Source organism: Pseudomonas sp. CBC3, assembly GCF_037967085.1.
GTDB lineage: Bacteria > Pseudomonadota > Gammaproteobacteria > Pseudomonadales > Pseudomonadaceae > Stutzerimonas.
The window spans coordinates 876,455-899,360 of record NZ_JBANEO010000002.1; the positions used below are offsets into that span (position 1 = coordinate 876,455).

Annotated in this window: 20 protein-coding genes and 1 pseudogene; 3 read left to right on the top strand and 18 right to left on the bottom strand. The window is 60.9% G+C overall.

Annotation, left to right across the window (positions count from 1 at the left end):
* Window positions 1-74: 74 nt before the first annotated feature.
* The 12 genes from V6943_RS11275 to ccoN (V6943_RS11330) form a co-directional block, all read right to left on the bottom strand.
* Window positions 75-758 (bottom strand): sulfite exporter TauE/SafE family protein, encoded by a 684-nt coding sequence (locus V6943_RS11275; protein ID WP_340553507.1) that lies wholly within the window; start codon window positions 756-758, stop codon window positions 75-77.
* A complete protein-coding gene (gene ccoS, locus V6943_RS11280) occupies window positions 751-960 on the bottom strand; it encodes a cbb3-type cytochrome oxidase assembly protein CcoS (RefSeq protein WP_131648558.1) in 210 nt (69 codons plus the stop codon). Before ccoS ends, V6943_RS11275 begins: the two co-directional genes overlap by 8 nt.
* 47 nt (window positions 961-1,007) lie before the next feature.
* Window positions 1,008-3,452 carry a heavy metal translocating P-type ATPase gene (locus V6943_RS11285; protein ID WP_340553508.1) on the bottom strand — a complete coding sequence of 815 codons (2,445 nt, stop codon included), beginning with the start codon at window positions 3,450-3,452 and terminating at the stop codon, window positions 1,008-1,010.
* Window positions 3,453-3,459: 7 nt separating this feature from the next.
* A complete protein-coding gene (locus tag V6943_RS11290; protein ID WP_131648560.1) occupies window positions 3,460-3,966 on the bottom strand; it encodes a FixH family protein in 507 nt (168 codons plus the stop codon).
* Window positions 3,967-3,977: 11 nt separating this feature from the next.
* Entirely contained in the window at window positions 3,978-5,390 is a 1,413-nt protein-coding gene (gene ccoG / locus V6943_RS11295) for a cytochrome c oxidase accessory protein CcoG (protein ID WP_340553509.1), read from the bottom strand.
* Window positions 5,391-5,526: 136 nt separating this feature from the next.
* Entirely contained in the window at window positions 5,527-6,444 is a 918-nt protein-coding gene (gene ccoP, locus V6943_RS11300) for a cytochrome-c oxidase, cbb3-type subunit III (RefSeq protein WP_131648562.1), read from the bottom strand.
* On the bottom strand, window positions 6,445-6,627 hold the full coding sequence (locus V6943_RS11305) for a cbb3-type cytochrome oxidase subunit 3 (RefSeq protein WP_340553510.1): 183 nt from the start codon (window positions 6,625-6,627) through the stop codon (window positions 6,445-6,447).
* A gap of 6 nt (window positions 6,628-6,633) precedes the next feature.
* Window positions 6,634-7,245 (bottom strand): cytochrome-c oxidase, cbb3-type subunit II, encoded by a 612-nt coding sequence (gene ccoO / locus V6943_RS11310; RefSeq protein ID WP_131648564.1) that lies wholly within the window; start codon window positions 7,243-7,245, stop codon window positions 6,634-6,636.
* Window positions 7,246-7,257: 12 nt separating this feature from the next.
* Complete coding sequence (gene ccoN, locus V6943_RS11315; RefSeq protein WP_131648565.1) at window positions 7,258-8,685, bottom strand: cytochrome-c oxidase, cbb3-type subunit I; 1,428 nt, start codon at window positions 8,683-8,685, stop codon at window positions 7,258-7,260.
* Between the two features lie 354 nt (window positions 8,686-9,039).
* The gene (gene ccoP / locus V6943_RS11320) at window positions 9,040-9,975 is read right to left on the bottom strand and encodes a cytochrome-c oxidase, cbb3-type subunit III (RefSeq protein ID WP_340553511.1); all 936 of its coding nucleotides are present in this window, start codon (window positions 9,973-9,975) and stop codon (window positions 9,040-9,042) included.
* An 87-nt stretch (window positions 9,976-10,062) separates the two neighbouring features.
* Entirely contained in the window at window positions 10,063-10,674 is a 612-nt protein-coding gene (gene ccoO, locus V6943_RS11325) for a cytochrome-c oxidase, cbb3-type subunit II (protein WP_340553512.1), read from the bottom strand.
* A 14-nt stretch (window positions 10,675-10,688) separates the two neighbouring features.
* Window positions 10,689-12,113, bottom strand: coding sequence for a cytochrome-c oxidase, cbb3-type subunit I (gene ccoN / locus V6943_RS11330; protein WP_197444708.1), 1,425 nt, complete (start codon window positions 12,111-12,113; stop codon window positions 10,689-10,691).
* 81 nt (window positions 12,114-12,194) lie between these two features.
* Here ccoN (V6943_RS11330) and V6943_RS11335 point away from each other — a divergent pair, with 81 nt between their 5' ends.
* The gene (locus V6943_RS11335) at window positions 12,195-12,878 is read left to right on the top strand and encodes an alpha/beta family hydrolase (RefSeq protein ID WP_340553513.1); all 684 of its coding nucleotides are present in this window, start codon (window positions 12,195-12,197) and stop codon (window positions 12,876-12,878) included.
* 53 nt (window positions 12,879-12,931) lie between these two features.
* On the opposite strand, the gene V6943_RS11340 is transcribed toward V6943_RS11335, so the two are convergent.
* The 3 genes and pseudogenes from V6943_RS11340 to acnA form a co-directional block, all read right to left on the bottom strand.
* Window positions 12,932-14,188: a methyl-accepting chemotaxis protein gene (locus V6943_RS11340; RefSeq protein ID WP_371924041.1), complete on the bottom strand. Its 1,257-nt coding sequence runs from the start codon at window positions 14,186-14,188 to the stop codon at window positions 12,932-12,934.
* Window positions 14,171-14,500: pseudogene (locus tag V6943_RS20425) on the bottom strand (PAS domain-containing protein); the annotation flags it as partial. The pseudogene V6943_RS20425 and the gene V6943_RS11340, both read right to left, overlap by 18 nt.
* Window positions 14,501-14,692: 192 nt before the next feature.
* The gene (gene acnA, locus V6943_RS11345; RefSeq protein WP_340553514.1) at window positions 14,693-17,368 is read right to left on the bottom strand and encodes an aconitate hydratase AcnA; all 2,676 of its coding nucleotides are present in this window, start codon (window positions 17,366-17,368) and stop codon (window positions 14,693-14,695) included.
* A gap of 296 nt (window positions 17,369-17,664) precedes the next feature.
* On the opposite strand from acnA, the gene rlmM reads away from it, so the two are divergent.
* Together rlmM and tusA are read left to right on the top strand one after the other, a co-directional pair.
* A complete protein-coding gene (gene rlmM, locus V6943_RS11350) occupies window positions 17,665-18,714 on the top strand; it encodes a 23S rRNA (cytidine(2498)-2'-O)-methyltransferase RlmM (RefSeq protein WP_131648572.1) in 1,050 nt (349 codons plus the stop codon).
* 66 nt (window positions 18,715-18,780) lie between these two features.
* Entirely contained in the window at window positions 18,781-19,032 is a 252-nt protein-coding gene (gene tusA, locus V6943_RS11355) for a sulfurtransferase TusA (protein WP_131648573.1), read from the top strand.
* Between the two features lie 12 nt (window positions 19,033-19,044).
* Here the strand turns inward: tusA and V6943_RS11360 are convergent, their stop codons facing one another.
* The 3 genes from V6943_RS11360 to coxB are packed head-to-tail and all read right to left on the bottom strand — an operon-like array spanning window position 19,045 to window position 22,825.
* Window positions 19,045-19,404 carry a hypothetical protein gene (locus V6943_RS11360; protein ID WP_131648574.1) on the bottom strand — a complete coding sequence of 120 codons (360 nt, stop codon included), beginning with the start codon at window positions 19,402-19,404 and terminating at the stop codon, window positions 19,045-19,047.
* Complete coding sequence (ctaD, locus tag V6943_RS11365) at window positions 19,404-21,935, bottom strand: cytochrome c oxidase subunit I (RefSeq protein ID WP_340553515.1); 2,532 nt, start codon at window positions 21,933-21,935, stop codon at window positions 19,404-19,406. The genes V6943_RS11360 and ctaD overlap by 1 nt, the downstream gene beginning before the upstream one ends.
* Window positions 21,932-22,825 (bottom strand): cytochrome c oxidase subunit II, encoded by an 894-nt coding sequence (gene coxB / locus V6943_RS11370; protein WP_340553725.1) that lies wholly within the window; start codon window positions 22,823-22,825, stop codon window positions 21,932-21,934. Before coxB ends, ctaD begins: the two co-directional genes overlap by 4 nt.
* Between the last annotated feature and the right edge of the window lie 81 nt (window positions 22,826-22,906).

Below are 22,906 nucleotides of genomic sequence, written 5' to 3' on the forward strand. Positions count from 1 at the left end.
TGAAGCCGGAAGGAAGCTGATGCACCGCCAGTAAATTGGACGGATCACCTGTCTGCGCTTCTTCCGGCTTCCAGTTAATGCCCCATCAACCAGTGCTGATGCGGGCCAGGAAGTGTCCAAACGCCGAACAGGATTACCGTGATGCCGCCGAGCGTTCGCACGCCGCGTTTGCGTAATAGCGCGGTGAGCCGTTCGGCGGCCAGGCCGGTCGCCAGAAGTACGGGCCAGGTGCCGATACCGAATGTCAGCATCAGTAGTGCACTGTCCAGCGCGTCGCCTTGGCTCGCGGCCCATAGCAATGTGCTGTAGACCAGGCCGCAAGGCAGCCAGCCCCAGAGCGTGCCAAGCAGCAAAGCTCGCGGCACGCTGCGGACCGGCATGAGCCGACTGGCGAAAGGTTGGATGTGACGCCAGAGGCCGCGTCCTACTGCTTCGACACGCGTCAGTCCACTCCACCAGCCGGCCAGATAAAGCCCCATGCTGATCAACAACAGCGCGGCTACGACTCGCAGCGCCATGGCGGCTGGGCTATTGGCTACCGCCCAGCCGGCCAATCCGATGAGCAGACCCGCACTGACGTAGCTGAGCACTCGTCCCAGGTTGTATGCCAGCAGCAAACGCAGGCGTCTGCCGCGCTGTTGCGCCGGGATTGCCATGGTCAGTGCGCCCATCAGGCCGCCGCACATACCCAGGCAGTGCCCGCCGCCCAGCAAACCGAGGACGAACGCCGACACCAGCAGCGGCAATAGCTCAGTCACGATCGGCTTTTCCCTCGTCGCTGCCCTTGTCCGCTTCTTCGATGCCGGCGCGATGCTTGGGATCTTCCTCGTCGAACAGGATGCTGTGGGCTGGGCCGTCCAGATCGTCATACTGGCCACTGTCGACCGCCCAGAAAAATACCCAGATAGCCAGTGCGACCAGAACCACGGCGACGGGAATCAGAATGTAAAGTGCGGCCATAGCGGGTCTCCAGATGGGTTCGGCAACGCAGCCTTGGCAGACGCCGACTATCCTACGCCAGGCAGCGCAGAATGTCGGGGCGCAGAGGGAGCAGGCAGGCGCGCCAGTCGCAATGCATTGAGCACCACTACCAGCGAACTTGCCGACATGCCCAGGGCTGCCCACAACGGCGTTACCCAGCCGATGGCGGCGAATGGCAGAATCAAGCCGTTGTACAGGCTCGCCCAGGCGAGGTTTTCGATGATGATGCGACGGCTGCGTCGCGCCACGGCGAAAGCTTGCACTAGGCTGTCGAGTCGGTTGGTGAGCAGGACGGCATCGGCGCTGGTTTTGGCCAGGTCGGTCGCTGAGCCCATAGCTACGCTGATGTCCGCCGCAGCCAGGACCGGAGCGTCGTTGACGCCATCGCCAAGCATCAGCACGCGGCGACCTTCGGCTTGCAGCCGTTGCAGGTGGGCGAGCTTGTCGGTCGGGGTCATTCCTGCGTGCGCGTCCTCGATGCCGAGCTGTCGAGCGATTTCGGCAACCATCGGCGAGCTGTCACCGGATAGCAGCACCGTTTTCCAGCCGCGGTTTTTGCAGGCTTGCAGCAGCGCAGGTGCATCGTCGCGCAGACGGTCGTCGAGTACTAGCCATGCCAGTGGCCCTTGCGTGTCGCCAAGCAGCAACCATTGGCCCTTGTCGCCCGGAATTTCGGGCGCGACGCCTGCATATCCGGCCGCAACGAAGCCCGGCTGGCCAATACGCAGAACGCGTCCAGCAACCGATCCCTGCAGGCCCAGCCCGGGGGTGCTGTCCACCGCATCGGCTGCTTGCAGCGCGCGGCCGAACGCTCTGGCGATCGGGTGTTCGGAGCGGTTTTCCAGCGCGGCGGCCAGCTCCAGGCATGCGTTGGCATCCAGCTCGCCCAGGGGACGGACCTCGCTCAGCGTCAGGCGTCCTTCGGTGAGGGTGCCGGTCTTGTCGAAAATCACCGTGTCGATCTGATTGAGCCCCTCCAGGACATGCCCGCGAGTGAGCAGCAGCCCGAGCTTGTGCAATGTCCCGGTGGCGGTGGTCAAGGCGGTCGGGGTGGCCAGCGATAGCGCGCAGGGGCAGGTCGCGACCAGCAAGGCGAGAACGATCCAGAACGCGCGTTGAGGATCGATCTGCCACCAGACGAAACCGACTACAGTAGCGGTCAGCAGCACGATCAGCAGGAACCACTGCGCGACGCGATCAGCCAGTTCGGCGAGGCGCGGTTTATCCGATTGGGCGCGTTCCAACAGTCCCACGATGGCGGACAGGCGGGTATTGTCACCCAGCGCCAGAACTTCGAGAGTCAGGGCGCCTTCGACGTTGAGGGCGCCGGCGGTAACCGCATCGCCGACATTTCGTGGCTGCGGTAGGTATTCGCCGGTAAGGACCGATTCATCGACACTCGACTGCCCGCTGACGATGCGACCATCGGCCGGGATCAGTGCGCCGGGGTGTACCAGCACATGGTCGCCGACCTGCAATTCGCTCAGCAGAATGCGCGCCGTCTGGCCATCTTCGACGAGCTTCAGGCAGGACGCCGGTAATAGATTGACCAGCTGCGCAGTCGCAGCGGCGGTGCGTTCGCGCGCGCGGCGTTCGAGAAAGCGTCCGGCGAGCAGGAACAGCGCAAACATGCCCACGGCATCGAAATACAGCTCGCCCTGACCGGTCACCGTCGACCAGATGCCGGCGATATAGGCTCCGCCGATCGCCAGCGATACCGAAACATCCATGCTCAGGTGACGGGTACGCAAATCCCGCAACGCGCCCTTGAAAAAGTCGGTGCAGCAATAAAAAACGATAGGTGTGGTGAGCACCAGCGCGGTCCAGCGCAGGGTGACGAAGAAGCTTTCCGAAAGATCCAGATTGAATTCCGGCCATGTAGCCATGGTAGCCATCATCACCTGCATCCAGAGCAGCCCGGTCACACCCAGTTGGCGCATGCTGCGGCGGTTTTCCCGCGCGAGTTGCTCCGCCGCTTGATCGGCCCGGTAAGGGTGAGCGGCATAGCCGATGCGCCGAAGTTCGGCGAGCAGTTCGCTGAGTGGCAAGACCGCATCGTTCCAGCGCACCCGCAAGCGATGATTGGAAAGGTTGAGGTTGGCCTCGGAGATCCCATCGAATCCGCGCAGGTGTTTTTCGATCAGCCAGCCACAGGCCGCGCAACTGATGCCCTCGATCATCAGCGAGGTGTCGGCCAACTCGCCTTCGTGCTGCACGAAGGGCTGTTGCACATCCTTGCGGTCGTAGAGTGCCAGCTCTTCGCTCAGCGCCTGCGGCAGGGCGCCGGGATTGATGGCGGTATCGCTGCGATGCAGGTAGTAGCTTTCCAGACCGCCTTGAACGATGGCTTCCGCGACCGCCTGACAACCCGGACAGCAAAGCGCCCGCTGCTCATTGAGAACGCGGGCGTGAAAGGCGCTGCCGGCGGGAACCGGCAGACCGCAGTGAAAGCAGGGGGTTGGATTCGCCATCGACCGGTCAGTAGCTTAGTTCAAGCGTCTGACCGCTCACGATGTCCTTTTCTTCGAACAGACGCCAGTCCTGATCGCCCTCGCGACCGAGCAGTTCGACATAACGCCGGCCGGTGACCGGCTCCTGCATCTGCCCCTGGTAGAAGCCGTTGCCCTGAGGCTGGAGAACGATGCGGCGATCGCGCTCGGGCTGCGTGGGGGAGAGCAGGTTGAGTACCAGTTGCTGCGGACCGCTATGGCCGCTCAGCTGAACTTCGGCGAGCCCACGATCGTCGTTGAGCGTCAGTTGCGCCTGCACTTGCAGACGCTCGGCAAGCTTTTCACGCTCCAGCGACTGATTGATGCCCTTGCCGGCATCGTAATAGTTGTCCGATACCAGGGTGTCGGAGTTGCGGATCGCGATGACCAGCATCGAGGTGCCGAGGATCACCGACATCATCAGGATGCCGATGACGAACCAGGCCCAGAATTGCTTGTACCAACGGCTATTTTCAGTATCGGAAGGTGCGCTCATGTACTACCTGTTCAGCGAATGCTAGGACCGATGAAGCGGCTATCCGCTTCGTCTTCGATTTCGGGGTCGTCTGCCGATCTGATGTGGAAGACGATTTCGTTTGTGCTCGAGGGCAGTTGTTCCGGTGCAACCGAAAGCTCCACCGGGACCGTGATCAGCTCGCCTTCACCGGCGTGGACCTCGTTGCGGCCTTCGTACTGCAGACCGTCCAGCCCAGTGGCTTCGATGATGAAGGTCTGCTCGTTCTGAGCCTTGTTCATCACTTTCAGCGTATAGACGTTCTCGATCCTGCCTTGCTCGTTCTCGCGATAGAGCACGCGGTCTTTCAGGACGTCGAGCTTGACCAGTGCGCGGTCCGAGACGGAATAGGCAAACACACCCATCATCGCAAGCAATGCGATGGCATAGCCGATCAGTCGCGGCCGAGCCAGCCGGGTTTTCTGCCCCGACAGGTTGTGCTCCGTGGTGTAGCTGATCAGACCCCGTGGATAGTTCATCTTGTCCATGATGGTGTCACAGGCATCGATGCAGGCCGCGCAGCCGATGCACTCGACCTGCAGGCCGTCACGGATGTCGATGCCGGTCGGGCAGACCTGTACGCACATGGTGCAATCGATGCAGTCACCGAGGCCCAGCGCCTTGTAGTCGGCGTCTTTCTTGCGCGGGCCACGCCGCTCGCCACGGCGCGGGTCGTAGGAAACGATCAGGGTGTCCTTGTCGAACATCACACTCTGGAAGCGCGCATAGGGGCACATGTAAATGCACACCTGCTCGCGCAGGAAACCGGCGTTGCCATAGGTGGCGAGGGTGAAGAAGCCGACCCAGAACAGCGCCCAGCCGCCGACTTCCAGTGTGAGCAGGTCGGGCACCAGTTCACGAATCGGTGTGAAATAGCCGACGAAGGTAATGCCGATGGCCAGGGATACGCCCAGCCAGATGGCATGTTTGGCCAGCCTGCGCCCGAATTTGCCGGCGCTCATTGGCGCTTTGTCGAGCTTCATGCGCTGATTGCGATCGCCTTCGGTGATCTTTTCCGCCCACATGAATACCCAGGTGAACACGCTCTGGGGGCAGGTGTAGCCACACCAGACGCGGCCAGCGAATACAGTGATGAAGAACAGTCCAAATGCGCAGATGATCAGCAGCGCGGAAAGAAGAATGAAATCTTGAGGCCAGAAGGTAGCGCCAAAAATATAGAACTTGCGCTCGGGCAGGTCCCACCAGACGGCCTGGCGACCGTTCCAGTTAAGCCATACAGTGCCGAAATAGAGCGCGAACAGCAGCGCACCGCCGACGAGTCGCAGGTTGCGGAACAGGCCGGTAAAGGAGCGTGTGTAGATTTTTTCGCGGGCGGCGTAGAGATCGGATGAGGCGTTGACCTTGGCCGGAGGAGTTACATCATGGACGGGAATTTGCTCAGACATCGAATGCGTACCACGGCGGAGGGTGAGTGTCCCGGTCAATACGTGTCGACCGGGATCCTTAGCTGACCTGGTGCAAATGGTACGCCTCGATAGCCGGCATCAGGTGCGACCGTAAGTCGCGCCTGTGCGGGTTGGATCAGTTCTCCGGCTGCTGCGAGAGGCTGTACACATAAGCCGCCAGCAAATGCACCTTGTCATTGCCAAGGATGTGTTCCTGGGCTGGCATGCGACCGTTTCGGCCATAGCGCAGGGTTTGCTGAATCTGACCGAAGCTCGAGCCGTAAAGCCAGACGTTGTCGGTCAGGTTCGGTGCGCCCATGGCTTCGGTGCCTTTACCGTCGGCTCCATGACAGGCTACGCAGTTGGCAGCGAAGATCTTTTGACCCTGCTCAATGTCGGCGTTGATGCCTTCAGGAATCTCCCGGCCGGACAGAGTACGGACGTAACCGGCCACGTTGCGAATGCCTTCTTCGCCGATCACATCGCGCCACGCCGGCATGACGGCCTGACGTCCACCCATGATGGTGGTCTTGATGGTTTCGGGCGCGCCGCCCCACAGCCAGTCATGGTCGGTCAGGTTGGGGAAGCCGTAGGCACCTTTGGCGTCCGAGCCATGGCAGACGGAGCAGTTGGAAGCGAACAGGCGGCCACCCATTTTCAGGGCTTGCGGATCCTGAGCCACTTGCTCGACCGGCATCGCTGCGAACTTAGCGTAGAGCGGGCCGTACTGTTCGTTTGCCTTGTCGACTTCACGCTGCCATTCCTTGACCTGAGTCCAGCCACCTTCGTAGCCGGGCATCACGCCTTTCCAGTTACCCAGGCCTGGATACAGAACCAGATAGCCAAGGGCAAAGATCACGGTGGCGACGAACAGCATGAACCACCAGCGCGGGAGCGGGTTGTCATACTCCTCGATGCCGTCATAGGAATGGCCGACGGTTTCTTCGGTGCTGTCGTGGCGTTGTCCCTTGCGAGTCGCAAGCAGCAGCCAGACCAGTGCCGCAATGGTCCCCAGGCTGAGCAGGGTGACGTACCAACTCCAAAACGAGGTCATCTATTTCTTACTCCTGGAAGCTTCTTCATCACGCTTCTTGACGTCGGGCTCGTCTGCGAAGGGCAGGTTGGCGGCTTCATCGAAGCTTTTCTTGCGTTTGCTGCTGTAAGCCCAGAGCACGATGCCGATAAAGGCGACGAAAACAAGAATGGTGCCCAGACCGCGAAGAGTCCCGATATCCATGGTGCGTTACCGTTTGTTGGTGAGTGCGGTGCCAAGTACTTGCAGATAGGCTACGAGGGCATCCATTTCTGTCTTGCCCTTGACCGCGTCCTTCGCACCGGCAATGTCTTCTTCGGTGTAAGGCACGCCTACGCTGCGCAAGGCTTCCATCTTCTTGGCGGTGTGTTTGCCATCGAGGCTGTGCTCGACCAACCAGGGGTAAGAAGGCATCTTCGATTCAGGTACGACGTTGCGCGGATTGTAGAGGTGCGCGCGGTGCCAGTCATCGGAGTAGCGGCCGCCGACGCGAGCCAGATCCGGGCCGGTACGCTTGGAGCCCCAGAGAAACGGATGGTCGTAGACGCTTTCGCCGGCAACCGAGTAGTGGCCGTAGCGCTCGGTCTCGGCGCGGAACGGACGAACCATTTGCGAATGGCAACCGACGCAGCCTTCGCGGATATACAGGTCACGCCCTTCGAGCTGCAGCGCGGTGTAGGGCTTCATACCTTCCACTGGCTCGTTCACCACGTCCTGGAAGAACAGCGGAACGATCTGGGTCAGGCCGCCGATGCTCACTGCGAGGATCATGAACAGGGTCAGCAGACCGATGTTCTTTTCGAGTATTTCGTGATTCTTCATTTATCGATTCCCTCAGGCGATCTGCGCGGCGGCTTCGAGCTCAGCCGGCTTGGCGGCACGCACGGTACGCCAGGTGTTGTAAGCCATCAGCAGCATGCCAGCGAGGAAGAATGCACCGCCCAGCGCCCGAACGATGAAGCCCGGATGGCTGGCTTCCAGCGCTTCGACGAAGGAATAGGTGAGGGTGCCGTCTTCGTTGATCGCACGCCACATCAAGCCCTGGGTGATGCCGTTGACCCACATCGAAGCGATGTAGAGCACGGTGCCAATAGTGGCCAGCCAGAAGTGGGCGTTGATCAGGCCGATGCTGTACATCTGCTCGCGAGCGAAGACCTTCGGAATCAGGTGATATATGGAACCGATGGTGATCATGGCTACCCAGCCGAGGGCGCCGGCATGTACGTGGCCGATGGTCCAATCGGTGTAGTGGGAGAGTGCGTTGACAGTCTTGATGGCCATCATCGGACCTTCGAAGGTCGACATGCCGTAGAACGCCAGCGAGACCACTAGGAAGCGCAGGATCGGATCGGTGCGCAGCTTATGCCAGGCACCCGACAGGGTCATCATGCCGTTGATCATGCCGCCCCAGCTCGGCGCCAGCAGGATGATCGACATCACCATGCCCAGGCTCTGTGCCCAGTCAGGCAGTGCGGTGTAGTGCAGGTGGTGCGGACCAGCCCAGATGTACAGGGTGATCAGTGCCCAGAAATGCACGATGGACAGACGATAGGAGTAGACCGGGCGGCCAGCCTGCTTGGGTACGAAGTAATACATCATGCCCAGGAAGCCGGTGGTCAGGAAGAAACCAACCGCGTTGTGACCGTACCACCACTGAACCATCGCGTCGGTCGCGCCCGCGTAGATCGAGTAGGACTTGAACCAGGACACCGGGATTTCCAGGTTGTTGACGATGTGCAGCATCGCCGTAACCAGGATAAAGGCACCGAAGAACCAATTACCCACGTAGATGTGCTTGGCCTTGCGCTTCATGAGGGTGCCGAAGAACACCGTCGCGTAACTGATCCAGACGATGGCCAGCAGGATATCGATCGGCCATTCCAGCTCGGCGTATTCCTTGGAGCTGGTGAAACCCATCGGCAGGGTGATAACGGCCAGAACGATGACCGCTTGCCAGCCCCAGAAGGTGAAGGCGGCCAGGCCGTCGGAAAACAGACGCGTCTGCGAGGTCCGCTGGGCCACGTATAGGGATGTTGCCATCAGGGCGCAGCCGCCGAAGGCGAAAATCACCAGATTGGTGTGCAACGGACGTAGGCGGCCAAAGCTGGCCCAAGGCAGGTCGAAGTTGAGTGAGGGCCACACCAACTGCGAGGCGATAAGCACGCCCATACCCATCCCAATGATTCCCCACACCACCGTCATGATGGCGAATTGGCGAATCACCTTATAGTTATATGCAGTCTCACTTATTGCTGTGCTCATGCAAGGCTTCCACGCTAAATGGCATTTCAGGGGGCAAAAACGGCGGCAAGTATGGAGAAAGGAGGGGGGCAATGCAATCAACGCCCAGGCCATCTCGTGCCGTTCAGACCCTGATTCCAAGCGTTTTCCATGCTCTTTGCAGGGTCGTTTTCACATCATGCCGATGTGATGAATCGAGGGCTTCGCCTTGTAGTTCTGCGGGGGTTCGACGAGTGGGGAGGAATATAAGAGCAGCTGCACTGAAGGGCAAACGGGGAAGGGGGTGAGCGGTCTGCGACAGAGCGTCGCACTGGCACTTTTTATAATGAGGCTTGATTTGGAACAGGGCGGTATCGCAATACCGCCCTGTCATGATTATTGCTTCGCCAGGCGTTCTGGCTGTTGCGAAAGACTGTAAACGTAAGCGGCCAGCAAGTGCACCTTATCGTTGCCCAGATATTGCTCCTGCGCCGGCATCTGGCCGTTGCGGCCGTGGCGGATGGTCTGCTGCAGTTGCGGCAGGCTGGAGCCATAAATCCAGCCGGCTGGGTTGGTCAGGTTCGGCGCTCCCAATGCAGCCATCCCTTCACCGTTCGAACCATGGCAGACCGAACAGGTTTGGGTGTACACCTGAGCGCCGGCGGCGACGTCCGCGCCGGTGCCTTCCGGCAGCGATAGACCGGCCAGATCATTGCGTACAAAAGCCGCGACGTTCTTCACACCCTCTTCGCCGATGGCCTGTCCCCAGGCCGGCATCGCCGCGACACGGCCATGGAGGATGGACGCTTTGATGGTTTCAGCATCGCCGCCCCAGCGCCAGTCGTTGTCGGCGAGATTGGGGAAGCCGTTCGCGCCCTTGGCGTCCGAGCCGTGGCAAACCGAGCAGTAGTTGGCGAAGAGGCGGCCGCCGATCTTCAAGGCGCGTTCGTCCTGGGCGACTTGCTCGACACCCATGGCCGAGTATTTGGCGAAAATCGGACCGAACGTGGCATCGGCCTGATCGACTTCGCGCTGCCATTGCTTCTCCTGCGTCCAACCGTCTTCGTAGCCGGGGAAGACGCCTTTCCAGTTGCCCAGGCCCGGATAGATGATCAGATAGAGGATGCCGAACACCAGCGTGCCGATGAACAGCCAGAACCACCACTTGGGCAGCGGGTTGTCGTACTCCTCGATGCCGTCGAAGGAATGCCCCATGGTCTTGTCGGTCGTACCGGCCGACTCGCCCTTGCGGGTGGCGAAGATCAGCCAGAACAGCGCGACGATGGTGCCCAGCGTCAGCAGGGCGATGTATCCACTCCAGAAAGTGCTCATGTGCTACTCCTGGACAGCCCGAGCCACTCGGGCTGTCCGCGATTGAAGTCCCTGGCGGCTGTCTTTGCAGCGCGCCGCTTTCGATGGTCAGCGCTTGTTAGTCAGAGCCGTGCCAAGAACCTGCAGGTAAGCCACCATGGCATCCATTTCGGTCTTGCCCTTGACCGCGTCCTTGGCGCTGGCGATGTCTTCATCGGTGTAAGGCACACCCAGGGTGCGCAAGGCTTTCATCTTCTTGGCGGTATCCCGGCCATCGAGGGTGTTTTCCACCAGCCACGGATAGGACGGCATCTTCGATTCCGGCACCACGTTGCGCGGGTTGTAGAGATGCGCGCGGTGCCAGTCATCGGAGTAGCGGCCGCCGACACGGGCCAGGTCCGGACCGGTACGCTTGGAACCCCACAGGAAGGGATGGTCGTAGACGCTTTCACCGGCGACCGAGTAGTGGCCGTAGCGCTCGGTCTCGGCGCGGAACGGCCGGATCATCTGCGAGTGGCAACCGACGCAGCCTTCCTTGATATAGATGTCGCGGCCTTCGAGCTGCAGCGCGGTATAGGGCTTCATGCCTTCCACCGGCTCGTTGACCACGTCCTGGAAGAACAGTGGAACGATCTGAGTCAGGCCGCCGATGCTCACCGCGAGGATCATGAATAGGGTCAGCAGACCGACGTTCTTCTCGAGTTTCTCGTGTTGTTTCATTTCGGTTCGGCTCCTCAGGCGATCTGCGCGGCGGCTTCGTATTCGGCCGGTTTGGCGGCACGCACGGTGCGCCAGGTGTTGTAGGCCATCAGCAACATGCCGGCGAAGAAGACCGCACCGCCAATCAGGCGAATGACGAAGCCCGGATGGCTGGCTTCAAGTGCTTCGACGAAGGAGTAGGTGAGCGTGCCGTCTTCGTTGATCGCACGCCACATCAGGCCTTGAGCGATGCCGTTGACCCACATCGAAGCGATGTAAAGCACGGTGCCGATGGTGGCCAGCCAGAAGTGGGAGTTGATCAGGCCGATGCTGTGCATTTGCGCCCGGCCGAATACCTTGGGAATCAGGTGGTACAGAGCGCCAATCGAGACCATGGCAACCCAGCCGAGGGCGCCGGCGTGAACGTGGCCGATGGTCCAGTCGGTGTAGTGGGAGAGGGCATTGACGGTCTTGATGGCCATCATCGGACCTTCGAAGGTCGACATGCCGTAGAACGCCAGGGACACCACCAAGAAGCGCAGGATCGGATCGCTGCGCAGCTTATGCCAGGCGCCCGAGAGGGTCATCATGCCGTTGATCATGCCGCCCCAGCTCGGTGCCAGCAGAATCAGCGACATCACCATACCGAGGCTCTGCGCCCAGTCCGGCAGCGCGGTGTAGTGCAGGTGATGCGGGCCGGCCCAGATGTAAACGGTGATCAGCGCCCAGAAATGCACGATCGACAGGCGATAGGAATACACCGGGCGTTCGGCCTGCTTCGGCACGAAGTAATACATGATCCCCAAGAAGCCAGCGGTCAGGAAGAAGCCCACGGCGTTGTGCCCGTACCACCACTGCACCATGGCGTCGGTTGCGCCGGCATACAGCGAATAGGACTTCATCGCAGTGACCGGGATTTCCAGGTTGTTGACCACATGCAGGATCGCCACGGTCAGGATGAACCCGCCGAAGAACCAGTTGCCGACGTAGATGTGCTTGACCTTGCGTGTCGCCAGGGTGCCGAAGAACACGATCGCGTAGGACACCCAGACGATGGTGATCAGGATGTCGATCGGCCATTCCAGCTCGGCGTATTCCTTGGAGCTGGTAAAGCCCAGCGGCAGGCTGATCGCCGCGAGCAGAATCACCAGCTGCCAACCCCAGAAGGTAAAGGCCGCCAGCTTGGGTGCGAACAGCGTGGCCTGGCAGGTGCGCTGGACGGAATAGTAGGAGGTTGCGAACAATGCGCAGCCACCAAAGGCAAAAATCACCGCGTTGGTGTGCAGAGGTCGCAAGCGCCCGAAGCTGGTCCAGGGCAGATCGAAGTTGAGTGCGGGCCAGGCAAGCTGCGCTGCGATGAGAACGCCGAGCCCCATCCCGACGATTCCCCACACCACCGTCATGATGGCGAATTGGCGGACCACCTTATAGTCATAGGCGGTACTGGTTGCTGTGTTCATGTATGGGCTTCCATCCACGGTAGTGAGCATGTTTTTCGTTGCGTGAGCAGACGTTTCTTTCACTGAAAAGCGGGGGCAAGGATGGGCAAAGGGCAAATGGCCGGTATTGACGCCGATCAATACTCGCAGGGCGATGAAATTCCATTCATCAGAGCCGATCAGCCGCAAGGCGAGGCGTGCGGCAGCTTGATTCTGGCGCACGGTGCGGGCGCGCCGATGGACAGTCCGTTCATGCAGCAGATGACCGAACGGCTTCTGGCACGCGGGGTTGCGGTCTTTCGTTTCGAGTTCGCCTACATGGCCGAGCGCCGCGCGAACGGGCGCAAACGGCCGCCCAACCCACAGGCGCAGTTGCTGCAAGAGTGGCGTGCGGTGTATCGCTCGGTGCGACAGCAAACCGCAGGTCGGTTGGCGATTGGGGGCAAGTCGATGGGGGGAAGAATGGCCAGTCTGCTGGCCGATGAATTGGACGCTGATGCGCTGGTGTGTCTGGGCTATCCGTTCTACGCCACCGGCAAACCGGACAAGCCACGCGTGGCGCATCTTGCCGAATTGCGCACGTCAACGCTGATCATCCAAGGCGAGCGCGATGCCTTGGGCGACCGGGATACGGTTAGCGGTTACGCGCTATCACCAGCGATTCGTCTCCACTGGCTCGTGGCCGCGGATCATGATCTCAAGCCGCTGAAACGATCAGGGCTGACTCATGAACAGCATCTGGACAGTGCTGCAGACGAAGTTGCAGCGTTTCTGTGTAATCCGTAAGCAGATAGCAAAACGCCCGTGGCAGCACGGGCGTCATGCGATACGAGCCTCGCTCAGCGGTTGAAACGCTCCACCAGGGTGTATTGCGAGCGGGCTGTGTTGGCCAGATCTTCGGAAAGCAGCGCCGAACTCTGTGCATCGCCTGTCGTCTGCACCGCAAGGCGGGCAATATTGCTGACGTTGTGGCTGATTTCGTCTGCCACCGCGCTCTGCTGTTCGGTTGCCGAGGCAATCTGCGACGTCATGTCGATGATGCTTTCCATCGCCGTGCTGATGCCGGCGAGTGCCTTGTCCGCGTCGACCACCTGATCCACGCCACGGCTCGCCTGCACGCGTCCCTGCTCGGTGGTCTCGACGGCATGCCGTGCCTGCACCTGCAGTTTTTCAATCAGCTGATGGATCTGGCCGGTGGCGGCAGCGGTGCGTTGGGCCAATTGACGGACCTCGTCGGCGACCACCGCGAAACCGCGGCCACTTTCCCCGGCGCGCGCCGCTTCGATGGCCGCGTTGAGTGCCAGCAGGTTGGTCTGGTCGGCGATGCTCTTGATCACATCGACCACGGTGCCGATTTCTTCACTGTTATGCGCCAGTGCCGAAACCGCATCGCCGGTTTCCGTCACGGCATGGGCCAGCAGTTCGATGGCCTTGCGGGTCTGAGCACCGATTTCACGGCCCTGGGCCGTCAGCTGGCTGGCCTGCTCCGTAGCCCCGGCGGCTAGAGCGACGTTGCTGGCGACTTCCTGGGTCGTTGCGGCCATCTGGTTGATGGCTGTGGCGACCTGCTCGGTTTCGTGGTGCTGACGAGCCAGACCGTCCGAACAACTGTGCGCCAGTTCATCGGCCCGCTTGGCCTGTTGCTGCAGTTGCACGGCGCTGTCCTGCAGGCGAGTCAGGCAGGTTTTCAGCCGCGCATGCTCGCTGAGCATCGCCATCTCCAGCCGGGCTTCGACGCCCTGACTGTCGGTGTACATCCGGGCAATCATCGGATCGCTCATCGATTGCTCGGCCAGGCGCACCAGGCGATTGACGCCACGCATCTGCCAATGGCGTCCGGCCAGGCCCAGCGGTACAGATAGCAGCGCCGCCAGCGCGAAGCCCCACGCGTGGTTGAGCCAGAAACCGACCATGAAACCGATCTGGCTAGTCAGGATGAAAGGGAGCCAGTTGACGACCAGCGGCAGCCACTTGTCCCGGCGTGGCACGCCGCTTTTGCCAGCGTTGAGCCGCGCATAGAGCGCTTCGGCTCGCTGTATCTGTTCGCGGGTGGGTTTGGTACGGACCGATTCATAACCGATCACATTACGCTGCATGTCCAGCACCGGCGTCACGTAGGCGTTGACCCAGTAATGGTCGCCGTCCTTGCGTCGATTCTTGACGATGCCCATCCAAGGCTTGCCTGCCTTGAGCGTCGTCCACATATGTGCGAATACCGCGGAAGGCACGTCCGGATGACGGATCAAGTTGTGCGGGGATCCGATCAACTCGCCACGATCGAAGCCGCTGACTTCGGCAAAGATATCGTTGCAGTAGCTGATTTTGCCTTTCAGGTCGGTAGTGGATATCAGCCGTTGCTGGTCGGGGAATGCATATTCGCGCTGGGTGATGGGCTGGTTGTTTCGCATATGGAATACGCCTGGCAAATTCAAAATGGCTTGCGTGATTTCTGATTGTTCTAGGGTCGGTTGACCGTGCTGTTTGTCTTAACGGCACGCAAAGCGATTAGTTGAGAAGCGATGGATAAGTGGTCACCGCAAAGTAAAACGCCCGCCGCAGGTCACTGCGAACGGGCGTTCCGGCGGCCGCGCGGCGAGCGCTCAGGCTTCGATCAACTGCCTTAACACGTAATGCAGAATGCCGCCGGCCTTGAAGTACTGGACTTCATTGAGCGTGTCGATGCGGCAGAGCACCTGGAAGTTATCTCGGGAACCGTCTGCGCGCTCGACATCCACCGTCAGCAACTGGCGCGGTTTGATGTCGACACCAAGGCCGCGAATCGAGAGCTTCTCGTTGCCGGTCAGGCCCAGCGACTGCCGGTTCTGCTCGCCAACGAACTGCAGCGCCAGCACGCCCATGCCGATCAGGTTCGAGCGGTGGATGCGCTCGAAGCTTTCGGCTATCACTGCCTTGACGCCGAGCAGGTTGGTGCCCTTGGCTGCCCAGTCCCGGCTGGAGCCGGTGCCGTATTCCTTGCCTGCGACCACCACCAGCGGCACGCCTTCAGTCTGATAGCGCATCGCCGCATCGTAGATCGACATCCGCTCGCCACTCGGCTGATGCAGGGTATTGCCGCCTTCTTCGCCGCCAAGCATTTCGTTCTTGATACGAATGTTGGCAAAGGTGCCGCGCATCATCACTTCGTGATTACCACGGCGCGAGCCGTAAGAGTTGAAATCTTCCGGCTGCACGCCGAGTTGTTGCAGGTACACGCCGGCCGGTGAACTGGCTTTGATGTTACCGGCTGGCGAGATGTGGTCAGTGGTGATCGAGTCGCCAAACAGCGCCAGGATGCGAGCGTTTTCGACATCCTTCGGTGGTGCCGGCGGTTGGCCGATGTCTTCAAAGAATGGCGGGTTTTGCACATAGCTGGAGTTGTTGTTCCACTCGTAGGTGTCGCCCGCCGTTACCGCGATTGACTGCCAGTGTTCGTCGCCGCTGAAGACGTCCGAATAGCGGGTGCGGAACATCTGCCCGTCGATCTTGCTGACCGCTTCGTTCACCTCGGTGCTGCTCGGCCAGATGTCCTTGAGATAGACAGGCTGGTTCTGCTCGTCGTAGCCCAGCGGATCCTTGTCCATGTTGATTCGCGTCGTGCCGGCAAGCGCGAAAGCCACGACCAGCGGCGGCGAAGCCAGCCAGTTGGCCTTGACCAGCGGATGCACGCGGCCCTCGAAGTTGCGGTTGCCGGAAAGCACCGAGGAAACGATCAGGTCGTTGTCGGTGATCGTCTGGCCAATGGCTTCCGGCAGTGGTCCAGAGTTACCGATGCATGTGGTGCAGCCATAACCGACGAGGTTGAAGCCGAGCTGATCCAGGTAGGTTGTTAGGCCGGCGCGTTCGAGATAATCGGTGACCACCTTGGAGCCGGGCGCAAGGGATGATTTAACCCAGGGCGCGCGCTTCAGGCCGCGTTCGAGTGCCTTCTTCGCCACCAGGCCGGCGGCCATTAGCACGTTCGGGTTGGAGGTGTTGGTGCAGGAGGTAATCGCCGCGATCACGACTGCGCCATGCTTGAGACCGAAGTCCTCGCCAGCTACGGGCACCGAGCTGTTGGCTTGCTGGGTTTTACCACTGGTTTCCAGCAGAAGATCGAAGTTGGCGCCGATATCCCCTAGCGAAACCCGGTCTTGCGGACGCTTGGGGCCGGCGAGGGAAGGCCGGACCTGGCTTAGGTCGAGCTCGAGGGTGGCGGTGAATACCGGGTCCGGAGAATTGCTGTCCCGCCACATGCCCTGAGCCTTGCTGTAGGCCTCGACCAGCGCGATGCGGTCCTCGTCGCGTCCGGTCAGGCGCAGGTAATCGATCGTGACCTGATCGACCGGGAAGAAGCCGCAGGTGGCGCCATACTCCGGCGCCATGTTGCCGATGGTGGCGCGGTCGGCGAGGGGAAGATTGTCGAGACCGGGACCGAAGAACTCGACGAACTTGCCCACCACGCCGTGCTTGCGCAGCATCTGCGTGACGGTAAGGACCAGGTCGGTGGCGGTCACGCCTTCGTTGAGCTTGCCGGTCAGGCGCATGCCGACCACTTCCGGAATCAGCATCGACACGGGCTGGCCGAGCATGGCCGCCTCCGCCTCGATTCCGCCAACGCCCCAGCCCAGCACGCCGAGGCCGTTGATCATGGTGGTATGCGAATCGGTGCCGACCAGCGTGTCCGGATAGGCGGTGGTTTCGCCATCTTCTTCCTTGGTCCACACCACCTGGCCCAGGTATTCGAGGTTGACCTGGTGGCAAATGCCGGTGCCCGGCGGTACCACGCGGAAATTATCGAAGGCCTGCTGGCCCCAGCGCAGGAACTCATAGCGTTCGCCGTTGCGCTGCATTTCGATTTCGACGTTCTGCTCGAACGCCTGATTGCTGCCAAAACGGTCCACCATCACCGAATGGTCAATCACCAGATCCACCGGCGAAAGCGGGTTGATGCGCTGAGGGTCGCCGCCCGCTCGGGATACGGCATCGCGCATGGCAGTCAGGTCGACGACGGCCGGTACGCCAGTGAAATCCTGCATCAGCACTCGCGCGGGACGGTACTGGATCTCACGCTCGGAGGTGTGGGTCTTCAGCCATACTGCCAGCGAGGTGAAGTCATCGGCACGCACCGTGACGTCATCCTCCCAGCGCAACAGGTTCTCCAGCAACACCTTGAGCGAGGTCGGTAGACGACTGATGTCGCCCAGCTGTTTGGCGGCTTCGGGCAGGCTGTAGTAGTGATAGGTCTTGCCGTTGACCTCCAGGCTGCGGCGGCAGTTCAAGCTGTCCAGGGATCGCATTCGTCTCTCCTTTTTGCCCGCACGGTCGGGCTTACTGGATGGGAAGCGTTATGTTGACGCTAGCTTCTGGCGGCATGTTTCGCCACGGAGCTGGCCGCAGACCTGTGTCTGCGGCAGTTGAATCTTGCTTGGCATTGCATCTGCCTGAAGGGCCGTAGATCGGGCTTTATCGATCCCAGCTATCTGTTCTGGACCGGAGCACAGAGCCTGGGGTTCCCCTCTCGGCTATCATGTGCGGCTTTGGTCGCAGAGCGCTCGCGCGCCGATGTGCCTTCGCGCTGACTACAGGACGTACCATGAAAACACTGCTGCTGCATTGCCGACCGGGCTTTGAGAACGAAGTCTGTGCAGAAATCAGTGATCAAGCCACACGCCTCGATGTGACGGGCTACGCCAGGGCGAAACCGGACAGCGCCTGCGCTGAATTCATTTGTAGCGAGGAAAATGGTGCGGAGCGGCTAATGCGCGGCGCACGCTTCGCGCGGCTGATCTTCCCCCGACAATGGGCCCGAGGCGATTATCTGGCGCTGCCGGAAACTGATCGGATCAGCGTGCTGCTCGACCGTCTCAAATCCTATCCGGTCTGTGGAAGCCTCTGGCTGGAAGTGCTGGACACCAATGACGGTAAGGAGCTGTCGACTTTCTGCCGCAAGTTCGAGGCGCCGTTGCGCAAGGCGCTGACGAAAGCGGGTCGATTGAGCGTGGGCGGTGACGGCCCGCGTTTGCTACTGACATTCAAAAGTGGTCGCGAAGTTTTCCTTGGTATCGCTGAGGCAGATAACAGCGCGATGTGGCCGATGGGTATCCCGCGTCTGAAATTCCCGCGGCAGGCGCCGAGCCGGTCGACGTTGAAGCTGGAAGAGGCCTGGCATCACTTCATTCCCCGTGATCAGTGGGACGAGCGGCTGGCAGCGGGCATGACTGCCGTGGATCTGGGCGCTTCGCCGGGTGGTTGGACCTGGCAGCTGGTCAACCGTGACATCGAGGTGATGGCCGTGGATAACGGCCCGATGAACGAAGCGTTGCTCGAGTCGGGGCTGGTTGGCCATTACCGGGCCGATGGCTTCGCCTTTCGCCCCAAGCGTGCGGTGGATTGGATGGTCTGCGATATCGTCGAGAAACCCGCAAAAAATGCCGCTTTGCTGGAGACCTGGATTGGCGAAGGCCTGTGTCGCGAAGCGGTGGTTAACCTCAAGCTGCCGATGAAACAACGCTATGCCGAGGTGAAACGTTTGCTGGAACGCATTGCCGATGGGCTTGCCGAACGAGGGGTGAAAGCGAGCATCGGCTGCAAGCAGCTTTACCATGACCGCGAAGAAGTGACTTGCCATCTGCGTCGGCTGTGACGCTTGGCCGAGTGACCGCGCGATCTGTCTGGGCGACAATGCCGACCTGTTTTTAGGGAGTTTGTGATGTCTCAATCTGTTGAACTGTCCGCCGACGCGGTGCTCGATGCCAGCGGCCTCAACTGCCCCGAGCCGGTGATGATGCTGCACAACAAGGTGCGCGGCTTGGGTGGGGGCGAGTTGCTCAAGGTCATCGCGACCGATCCGTCTACCCAGCGCGATATACCGAAATTCTGCGTGTTTCTCGGTCATGAGCTGGTCGGTCAACAGGCTGAAGAGGGAACCTACCTGTACTGGATTCGCAAGAAGCTCGATTGAGCTCCTGAGTTCTCACACGCATGGCGGCAGAAACGCCAGCTGCAGACCGACAAACACCGTCGACAACGCCGCGATGAAATGAATCCCCGATGCGACCTTGGTGACGAATACTTGGCGTTCGTCGAGATCATGTGGTGGCCGTGAGAGTCTACAGGACCGCCACCCCAGCCAAAGCAACAGAGCAACCACTACCAAGGTGAATATGCCGAAACTCGCGTTCAGCCAATTGAAGATTCCCAGATTGGGATCAGGCGGTGCGATCGAACAGACCACCGCATGCGAGCCGTACATCGTGGCGAACCAGATGCTCCAGATGATCAGGCCGAAGGGGATCTGCATCGGATGAAACACTGACGTGCGGCGGTAACTCATCAGGCACCTCCCCAGGCCGACGGGAATAGAACGATCGCCGCGTAAGCGCTCCAGATCACGCCAACGTTGTAGTACCAGAGCTGCTCGACGACCACTGGCTCGTATGGCGCCATCTCACCCACATAACCGTGATGCACCCGCAGCATCTGCAGCAACGTACAGATGGTTGCCAGGCCGCAATGGATCAGGCTGTAGGCGAGGATCACGAAGATCACCGCGTCGTGGGCGGTCTCGGTTACCTGCAAGTTGGCGCTCAGCAACACCCATAACAAGGTGCCGAATTGCGCCACACCGATGGCTGTTACCACACCCAGATTGCCCATCAGGCCGCGGATATCGCCACGGCGCAGCCGCGCCGGTATGACGCGCATCCACAGCGTACCGAGGGTCAGCAGAACGGCGCTGGCGAGCATCAGCCAACCGTTCAGTTGCGGCTGCTCCGGCACCTGCCATTGCGGCGAGACGGTCCACAGATAGAACCAGCCGAACAGCAGCGACAGATACAGCGTGCCGTTGGCCAGTAAGGTGACGCCCATGCCCCAGAGCCCTGGGCCGTCGAAGGTGCGCGAATGCAGCGGAGGCTCGCCGGGCTGGGTGCGTGCATCCGGTGCGGCGGATGGATGCGCGCCGTTTTCCCAGGACCAGCGGAACAGCACGATCAAGGTTGCGACCGTCGCGAACAGTGCACCCCAGTAGACCTTGTTCAGCAGGCTCAGGCAGAGCGCGGCGAGAAATACCGAGGCCACGAACGGCCACCAGCTATTTCCCGGCAGATGAATGACCTCACGTACCTTGCCGCTCAGCGGGTCCGAGCCCCAGGTCTCCCGTCGTCCATGATCGATGGTCGTCAGCGCATGTTCGGCGCGGGCGATGCTGTGGGGCAGATCCGGATCCTTCCACAGCGGATGACGATCAGTGATGTCCGGCAGGCTGACGAAGTTGTACGGGCTCGGTGGCAGGCTGGTCGCCCATTCCAGCGTGTCGGCATTCCAGGGGTTGGTCTTGGCGGGCTGACCGAAGCGGAAGTGCAACACGATGTCGAGCAGTATGGTGCCGATGCCGATGGCCATGATGAAGCTGCCGATCGATGAGATCAGATTGGGTATGTCCCAGCCCAGACCGGTGTCGTAGGTATAGACCCGGCGCGGCATGCCTATCAGGCCGGTCCAGTGCATGATCAGGAAGGTGGTATTGAACCCGATGAATACCAGCCAGAACCCCCAGCGTCCCAGGCGTATGGAAGGCATGCGGCCGGAGAAATGCGGCAGCCAATAATAGAGCCCAGCCATCAACGGAAAGAACATGCCGCCGACAAGCACGTAATGCATGTGCGCGACGACGAAATGGGTGTCGTGTACCTGCCAGTCGAAGGGCACCAGCGCCACCATCACGCCGGTCAGGCCGCCGCAGACGAAGACGATCAGAAACCCGACCAGCCAAAGCATCGGGACGTGATACACCGGCTTGCCCAGCCACAGGGTCGCGATCCAGGCGAAAATCTGCACCCCGGTGGGGATGGCCACCAGCATGCTCGCTGCCGAGAAGAAGCCCAGTGCGAGCGCCGGGATGCCCACCGTAAACATGTGATGGACCCAGAGCCCGAAGCTGAGAAAACCTGTAGTCAGGACGCCCAGCACGACCCACCGATATCCCACCAGCGGACGCTGGCAGAACACCGGCAACAACGTCGAGACGATGCCAGCGCCGGGCAAAAAGATGATGTAAACCTCGGGGTGGCCGAACAGCCAGAACAGGTGCTGCCAGAGTACCGGGTCACCGCCCTTGGCCGTGTCGAAGAAAGGCAGGCCGGCGGCGCGCTCCAGCTCCAGGAGAATGCTGCCCAGGATCAGCGGTGGGAAACCGATGACGATCATCATCGCCATCACCAGGATGTACCAGGCGTAAATCGGCATCTTGTGCAGCGCCATGCCGTTGGTGCGGGTGCGCAGGATCGACACCACCAACTCGACGCCCGCGCTCACCGCCGAAATTTCGACAAAAGTAATGCCCAGCAACCAGAAGTCCGAATTCACGCCCGGCATGTGCGAGGCGCTGGACAGCGGCGTGTACATGAACCAGCCAGCCTTGGGCGCTACGCCGAGAAATACGCTGGACAGCAGAATGATGCCGCCGAACAAATAGCAGAAATACCCGAGGGCCGAGAGTCGGGGAAAGACCAGATCCCGCGCGCCGAGCATCTTGGGTATCAGATAGACCGCCAGCCCTTCCATCATCGGCACGGCGAACAGGAACATCATCACCGAGCCGTGCATGGTGAAGACCTGGTTGTAGACGTCCGGCTCCATCAACACGTAGCCCGGCATGGCGAGTTGCGTGCGGATCAGCATCGCCATCAGCCCGCCGATCAGGAAGAACACGCCCCCAGTGACCATGAAGCGCAGGCCGATGCTGGTGTGGTTGACGATGGTCAGCGCACGCCAGCCGCGCGGGTTGCCCCAGACGTCATTGAATTGATCGTGAAGCTGATCCGGATCGGTAGAAGGGGCGCTGCCCCTGAACGAAGAAATCATGGAGCGAGCGTCTCCAGCCAATCGGCAATCTGATCGAGGGTTTCTGGCGGAACGTCATCATGGGCAGGCATGCCGTTTCCGAATTTGAGCGACTTGTGTTCGCGCAACCAACGGCGCAGTCCTTCATGGTCGTTTTCGATCACTCCGGCGCCCAGCGACGGGCGGCTGGCGAGGTCGGTCAGGTCCGGTGCTCGATTGCCGTCGGTTATTCCCTCGACGCGATGACATTGGCCGCAGCGTTCGTCGAAGACCTGACCGGCCGCACCGGGCGCGCGCCGCGTGAAGCTGAGGTTTTCCCTCGCGGCGATCCAGGCGTCGAAGTCGGCAGTGGTCTGGGCTTCGACATGGAGTTTCATGTGGGTGTGCTGAAGTCCGCAGAATTCCGAGCACTGCCCATGAAAGATCCCGGCATGCCCGGCTTCGATGCGAATGACGTTGGTTCGGCCGGGCAGCATGTCCATTTTTCCGCCAAGACGAGGCACCCAGAACGAGTGGATAACGTCCGCACTGGTGACATGCACGTCTATCAGGCGGCCGGCTGGGATGATCAACTGATTGGCCGTGGTAACGCCGCTGTCGGGGTAGTGCACTTCCCACCACCATTGATGGCCGGTGACCTCCACCTTCAGCGGCTGCTCGCCGTCCACGGGAAGCGGAATCATGCCGCGGCCAGTGGGGATGCCGAATATCAGCAGCACGATGATGCTCACGCTTGGCAGCACGACGCCGCCACCGATGATCCACCAGCGATTGATTCGCATCGCCTGTTCCTGGCTGGTCTGGCGTGGCTTGCGTACCAGCGCGTAGATCCAGATCGCGCTGACCACGACCAGCACCAAGGTGGCGAAGGCGAACATGCCCCACCAGACATTCGCCACCTGCCTTGCCATCGGGCTGGCCGGGTGGAGCGCGGACAGTGGGCCACCGCACGCGGCCAATAAAGGAACTGCCAGCGCCAGCGTGGTCCATTT

Bases quoted from the DNA above. Each gene is read 5' to 3' on its own strand.
- coxB (WP_340553725.1), bottom strand. From the start codon at position 22,825: ATGGCAAGGCAGGTGGCGAATGTCTGGTGGGGCATGTTCGCCTTCGCC.
- V6943_RS11360 (WP_131648574.1), bottom strand. From the start codon at position 19,404: ATGAGTTACCGCCGCACGTCAGTGTTTCATCCGATGCAGATCCCCTTC.
- ccoS (WP_131648558.1), bottom strand. From the start codon at position 960: ATGGCCGCACTTTACATTCTGATTCCCGTCGCCGTGGTTCTGGTCGCA.
- ccoO (WP_131648564.1), bottom strand. From the start codon at position 7,245: ATGAAGAATCACGAAATACTCGAAAAGAACATCGGTCTGCTGACCCTG.
- ccoP (WP_340553511.1), bottom strand. From the start codon at position 9,975: ATGAGCACTTTCTGGAGTGGATACATCGCCCTGCTGACGCTGGGCACC.
- acnA (WP_340553514.1), bottom strand. From the start codon at position 17,368: ATGCGATCCCTGGACAGCTTGAACTGCCGCCGCAGCCTGGAGGTCAAC.
- V6943_RS11305 (WP_340553510.1), bottom strand. From the start codon at position 6,627: ATGGATATCGGGACTCTTCGCGGTCTGGGCACCATTCTTGTTTTCGTC.
- ccoN (WP_197444708.1), bottom strand. From the start codon at position 12,113: ATGAACACAGCAACCAGTACCGCCTATGACTATAAGGTGGTCCGCCAA.
- V6943_RS11285 (WP_340553508.1), bottom strand. From the start codon at position 3,452: ATGGCGAATCCAACCCCCTGCTTTCACTGCGGTCTGCCGGTTCCCGCC.
- ccoG (WP_340553509.1), bottom strand. From the start codon at position 5,390: ATGTCTGAGCAAATTCCCGTCCATGATGTAACTCCTCCGGCCAAGGTC.
- ccoO (WP_340553512.1), bottom strand. From the start codon at position 10,674: ATGAAACAACACGAGAAACTCGAGAAGAACGTCGGTCTGCTGACCCTA.
- V6943_RS11335 (WP_340553513.1), top strand. From the start codon at position 12,195: ATGGGCAAAGGGCAAATGGCCGGTATTGACGCCGATCAATACTCGCAG.
- V6943_RS11340 (WP_371924041.1), bottom strand. From the start codon at position 14,188: ATGCAGCGTAATGTGATCGGTTATGAATCGGTCCGTACCAAACCCACC.
- V6943_RS11290 (WP_131648560.1), bottom strand. From the start codon at position 3,966: ATGAGCGCACCTTCCGATACTGAAAATAGCCGTTGGTACAAGCAATTC.
- rlmM (WP_131648572.1), top strand. From the start codon at position 17,665: ATGAAAACACTGCTGCTGCATTGCCGACCGGGCTTTGAGAACGAAGTC.
- ccoP (WP_131648562.1), bottom strand. From the start codon at position 6,444: ATGACCTCGTTTTGGAGTTGGTACGTCACCCTGCTCAGCCTGGGGACC.
- tusA (WP_131648573.1), top strand. From the start codon at position 18,781: ATGTCTCAATCTGTTGAACTGTCCGCCGACGCGGTGCTCGATGCCAGC.
- ccoN (WP_131648565.1), bottom strand. From the start codon at position 8,685: ATGAGCACAGCAATAAGTGAGACTGCATATAACTATAAGGTGATTCGC.
- ctaD (WP_340553515.1), bottom strand. From the start codon at position 21,935: ATGATTTCTTCGTTCAGGGGCAGCGCCCCTTCTACCGATCCGGATCAG.